Origin of the sequence: Acidocella sp. (assembly GCF_013044125.1) — a bacterium.
GTDB lineage: Bacteria > Pseudomonadota > Alphaproteobacteria > Acetobacterales > Acetobacteraceae > Acidocella.
Window position 1 is genome coordinate 1 of sequence record NZ_JABEVC010000010.1, and the last position, 3,898, is coordinate 3,898.

Genomic DNA, 3,898 nt, shown 5'->3' on the forward strand with positions numbered 1-3,898 from the left:
CGTTGACAACCAAAGCGTGATCGGGGAAATGACAGCCCATACGGAAGGGTGCCCGAGTGGCTAAAGGGGGCGGACTGTAAATCCGCTGGCGTACGCCTACGTTGGTTCGAATCCAACCCCTTCCATATCCTGCCTTGATGTTTGTTTCAGTTTCGCGGGTGTAGCTCAACGGTAGAGTCCCAGCCTTCCAAGCTGGTTGTGCGGGTTCGATTCCCGTCACCCGCTCCATGACGACCGGGCATTTGCACCCGGAGACTTGACACAAAGCGCGCCAGCGTGTGGAACGCCGGTTTCGTGCTGGTTAGGATAGGGGCGTAGCTCAATTGGCTAGAGCGCCGGTCTCCAAAACCGGAGGTTGAGAGTTCGAGACCCTCCGCCCCTGCCATCCACCCCAGCACATAACGGCTGTTTTCGGAGTTTGTCTCTTTGGCGTTCAACCTGGTTAAATTTTCGCGCGAAGTCCGTGCCGAAGCGGTCAAGACCACCTGGCCCTCGCGTAAGGAAACCCTGCAGACCACGGGCATCGTGCTCGGCATGGTCGTGGTGACCGCGTTATTTTTTCTGACCGTTGATCAGATCATCGGCGCCGGCATGCGCGCCCTCTTCGGCGTCGGAAGTTAAGGAATTTTTTATGGCCAAGCGTTGGTACGTCCTCCATGTCTATTCGGGCTTCGAGAAGAAGATCGCCACCCAGATCAAGGAACAGGCCGAGCTGAAGGGCTTGTCTGACTCCATCGGCGATATCGTGGTGCCGGTTGAGGAAGTGACCGAGATCCGCCGCGCCCAGAAGGTGAACACCGAGCGCAAGTTCTTCCCCGGCTACGTCCTCATCAACATGGACATGTCCGATGACGCCTGGCATCTGGTCAAGGACGTTCCCAAGGTCACCGGCTTTTTGGGCAGCAAAACCCGCCCAAGCCCGATCCCGGATTCCGAAGCCGAACGCATCATGAAGCAGGCGCAGGAAGGCACCGAGCACCGCCGCCCCGCCGTCCTGTTTGAAATCGGCGAGCAGGTGCGCGTGGCCGACGGCCCCTTCACCAGCTTCAACGGCGTCATCGAGGAAGTCGACGAAGACAAGGGCCGCGTCAAAGTCTCCGTCTCCATCTTCGGCCGTTCCACCCCCGTGGACCTGGAATACGGCCAGGTGGAGAAAGTCTGACCACCTTGTAATCACCGGCGGCCGTCTTATCTGCGGGATCAAACTGCTTTAAGGGGTTCCTGTGTCTGACGTGACTGCATCGCCCCCCAAAAAGCGCTGGCCCCTGTTTGCCGGCGCTTTTCTTGTGCTTGCCGCCGGCCTCCTCTGGCTGGCGTATTATCTGCTGGCCGGGCAATACTTCATCAGCACCGACGATGCGTATGTCGCCGCTGACTCCAGCCTCATCGCACCGAAAATCAGCGGCTATGTCACCGCCATCGCCGTGCGCGACGGCCAGGAAGTCCACCAGGGCCAGCTGCTCCTCACCATAGACCCGCGCGACTACGAGATCGCCCAGGCCGCCGCCCGCGCCGCGCTGGCCACCGCCCAGGCCAGGCTCGCCCTGCAACAACAGGTCATCGCCGCCGCCAGGGCCACCGTGCAGGGTGATACCGCCCGCCTCGCCTTCGCCCGGCAGAACCAAAAACGCTACGCCAGCCTCTCCTCCACCGGCGCCAGCACCCAGCAGGACCGTGAACAGGCGAACACCAGCCTCGCCACCGCCCAGGCCAGCCTTGCCGCCGCCCAGGCCAACCTCACCGGCGCCACCATGCAGGTGGGCGTGCTCACCGCCCGCCTCACCCAGGCCGAAGCCGCCGCCACCCAGGCCGCGCTCGACCTCAGCCACACAAAAATTTTCAGCCCGTTCAATGGCGCCGTCGGCGATAAATCCGTCGCCATCGGCGACTACCTGCAACCCGGCAACCAGATCATGGCCATCGTGCCGCTCTCCCAGGTCTATGTCGTCGCCAACTACCGGGAAAACCAGATCACCCGCATCCGTCCCGGCCAGAAGGTTGACCTGAGCGTGGATGCCTTCCCCAACCTCAAGGTCACCGGCAGGGTGGACTCCATCTCCCCCGCTTCCGGCCAGGAATTCGCCCTCCTCCCGCCTGACAACGCGACCGGCAACTTCACCAAGATCGTCCAGCGCGTCCCGGTGAAAATCGTCCTCAACCTGACCCCGGACATCCTCGGCAAGCTGCGCCCCGGCCTCTCGGTGGAACCCTCCATCGACACCCGCGCCCAGCCGTGACCAAAGCCGTGCCGCCGCCGCTGCCGCTGCGCACCAAAATCGCCGTTGGCGGGGCGATGCTCGGCGCCTTCATGGCGGTTCTGAACATCCAGGTCATCAACACCTCCCTGCCCGAAATCCAGGGCGGCATCGGCGCCGGTCTGGAGGACGGCGGCTGGATCTCGACCTCCTATCTGATCGGCGAAATCATCGTCATCCCTCTCTCCGGCTGGCTGGTGGAAGTCTTCTCGATGCGCCGGTACTTCATCGGCAGCACGGTCCTGTTCCTGTTTTTCTCCGCCGCCTGCGGCCTGGCCGCCAATTTCCCGGAAATGGTGGTGCTGCGGCTGCTCCAGGGCTTCACCGGCGGGGCGCTCATCCCCCTGGCTTTCACCTGCCTTATCACCCTGCTCCCGGAACGCGCCCGCCCCACCGGGTTCGCCGCCTACGCCCTCACGGTCACCTTCGCCCCCGCCATCGGCCCCACCATCGGCGGCGCGATCACCGATCTCTACGGCTGGCGCTCGATCTTCTTCCTCAATCTGGTGCCCGGCGCGGTCATGCTCTCGGCCCTGCTCTGGGGGCTCAACCCGGCGCCCATGCAGCTTCAAAAATTCCGCCGGGGAGACTGGCTCGGCATCGCCACCATCGCCATCGGGCCCGGCTCGCTGCAAATCGTGCTGGAGGAAGGCAACAAGGACGACTGGTTCAGCTCCCCCCTCATTTTCCGCCTCTCAATCGTCGCGGCCATCGCGCTGAGCGCATTTCTGTTTCAGGAGCTGCGGCCGGGCAACCGCGCGCCGCTGGTCAACCTGCGGCTCTTCACCCGCTGGAATTTCGCCCTCGGCTGCTTCACCTCAGTCATCCTGGGGTTTGTCCTCTACGCGGCGGTCTACCTTATTCCGATTTATCTGGCCGAAGCCCACGGCTACAGCGCGCGCCAGGCCGGCAACGTCATGGCGTGGATCGGCCTGCCCCAGCTCATCATCATTCCCTTCATGCCCTACCTGATGCGCCGTTTTGACCCGCGATACCTGCTCATGGGCGGGTTTGTGCTGTTTTCCATCAGTTGCTTCTGGAACATCAACCTCGGCCCGCAGGACAGCGGCCCCCAACTGCTCATCCCCAACCTCATCCGCGCCCTTGGCCAGGCGATGATCTTCCCCCCCATCACCCTCATCGTCACCGCGGGCATTCCCCTCGCGGATTCCGGCTCCGCCTCCTCGCTGTTCAACATGCTGCGCAATCTCGGCGGCGCCATCGGCATCGCCATGGTGCAAACCTTCATCACCAACCGCGAAAAATTCCATTCCGCGATCATGATGCCCCATATCAGCCTGCTCAACCCGGCCACCCGCCAGCGCCTGGCGCTGCTTCAGCATTATTTCGCCGCCCGCGGCATCTCCGGCCCGCAGGATGCCCGCCACGCCGCCATCATCGCCATCGGCCGCACCGTTCGGGCCCAGGCCTTCTACCTCGCCTATGGCGACGCCTTCGCGCTGCTCGGCGCTTTCATGATCACCGGCGTGCTGGTGATCGCCTTTCTTCAAAAACCCGCCGGACGAGCCGCGCCAGGCGGTCATTAGAGTGCGATCGTTTGAGGTTCGCTCAGCCGAGCGAGCCGAAAGCGTGAATCGCCCTCAGAAAAATGGCTAGAGCCTGATCACACCTAAACCAATCAG

4 protein-coding genes and 3 tRNA genes are annotated in these 3,898 nt (G+C 63.1%); all 7 read left to right on the forward strand.

The features are described 5' to 3' along the window. The first annotated feature begins 42 nt into the window (after nt 1-42). Nucleotides 43-125 (forward strand) — tRNA-Tyr (locus HKL97_RS00530). Nucleotides 126-154: 29 nt separating this feature from the next. Continuing rightward, a tRNA-Gly gene (locus tag HKL97_RS00535) sits at nt 155-228 on the forward strand. An 80-nt stretch (nt 229-308) separates the two neighbouring features. Next, a tRNA-Trp gene (locus tag HKL97_RS00540) sits at nt 309-385 on the forward strand. 41 nt (nt 386-426) lie between these two features. Further along, on the forward strand, nt 427-621 hold the full coding sequence (gene secE, locus HKL97_RS00545; protein ID WP_291421794.1) for a preprotein translocase subunit SecE: 195 nt from the start codon (nt 427-429) through the stop codon (nt 619-621). A gap of 10 nt (nt 622-631) precedes the next feature. Then, nucleotides 632-1,162 (forward strand): transcription termination/antitermination protein NusG, encoded by a 531-nt coding sequence (gene nusG / locus HKL97_RS00550; protein ID WP_291421795.1) that lies wholly within the window; start codon nt 632-634, stop codon nt 1,160-1,162. Between the two features lie 61 nt (nt 1,163-1,223). Continuing rightward, nucleotides 1,224-2,237 (forward strand): HlyD family secretion protein, encoded by a 1,014-nt coding sequence (locus tag HKL97_RS00555; RefSeq protein WP_291421797.1) that lies wholly within the window; start codon nt 1,224-1,226, stop codon nt 2,235-2,237. Then, complete coding sequence (locus HKL97_RS00560; RefSeq protein ID WP_291421799.1) at nt 2,234-3,802, forward strand: DHA2 family efflux MFS transporter permease subunit; 1,569 nt, start codon at nt 2,234-2,236, stop codon at nt 3,800-3,802. Before HKL97_RS00555 ends, HKL97_RS00560 begins: the two co-directional genes overlap by 4 nt. Nucleotides 3,803-3,898 lie beyond the last annotated feature (96 nt).

Bases quoted from the DNA above. Each gene is read 5' to 3' on its own strand.
- nusG (WP_291421795.1), top strand. From the start codon at position 632: ATGGCCAAGCGTTGGTACGTCCTCCATGTCTATTCGGGCTTCGAGAAG.